The following is a 633-nucleotide window of genomic DNA, read 5'->3' on the forward strand; positions in this document are numbered from 1 at the left end:
CATTCCTTCGTCGAGGAAACCGTCGACGCCTTGCTCAACCAGGAACACAAGCTGGTCGAGCTGGGAGCTGCCGCCGGTAGCGTCAAACTCGCCACTTCCGCTGCCAACGCGGTCGGGGTCCTGACCGAAAAACAACCCGGCAATCCGCACGTCACCGTCCGTCTGTTAGGCAAAGGCGGCACGGTGAAGATGGTCGCCAGTGGCATCATCAACAAAGGCGAACGCCTCACCTGGGCAGCGGGAGGCAACGTGGCTTCTGCCGCTACCGGATTCCTTCTCGGTCGCAAACTCACCCAGGGCGCGAGCGCTGCAGGTGACGTGATCGAAGTCCTCGATAACCCCATCACCATCCCTGCCTAACAACTCATTTCCCACTCTCTAACTTATCATGAAGGCACCTCTTCTTAATCCACTTCTCACCGGCCACGCGGTCCGCTTCATGGCGGGCCTGCCGATGGTAGGTCGCCGCATCGCGCCGATCGTGCCAACGCAGCTGCACTCCGCTGCCTACTACGTCTACGATACTTCCAACTTCGTCGACATTCCGACCGATATCCGCCGTGGTCCGTCTGGCAACTTTGCCCGTATCAAGTCTTCGCTCTCGAGCGATACCTTCCTTTGCAAGGACTACGG

At 59.4% G+C, this 633-nt stretch carries 2 protein-coding genes; both read left to right on the forward strand.

The annotated features are described in order from the left end of the window. A partial coding sequence (locus JIN85_RS20820) for a hypothetical protein (RefSeq protein WP_200274471.1) occupies positions 1-360 on the forward strand: 360 nt, incomplete at its 5' end. Positions 361-388: 28 nt separating this feature from the next. After that, a partial coding sequence (locus JIN85_RS20825; protein ID WP_200274465.1) for a hypothetical protein occupies positions 389-633 on the forward strand: 245 nt, incomplete at its 3' end.

The organism is Luteolibacter pohnpeiensis, from assembly GCF_016595435.1.
Lineage (GTDB): Bacteria > Verrucomicrobiota > Verrucomicrobiia > Verrucomicrobiales > Akkermansiaceae > Luteolibacter > Luteolibacter pohnpeiensis.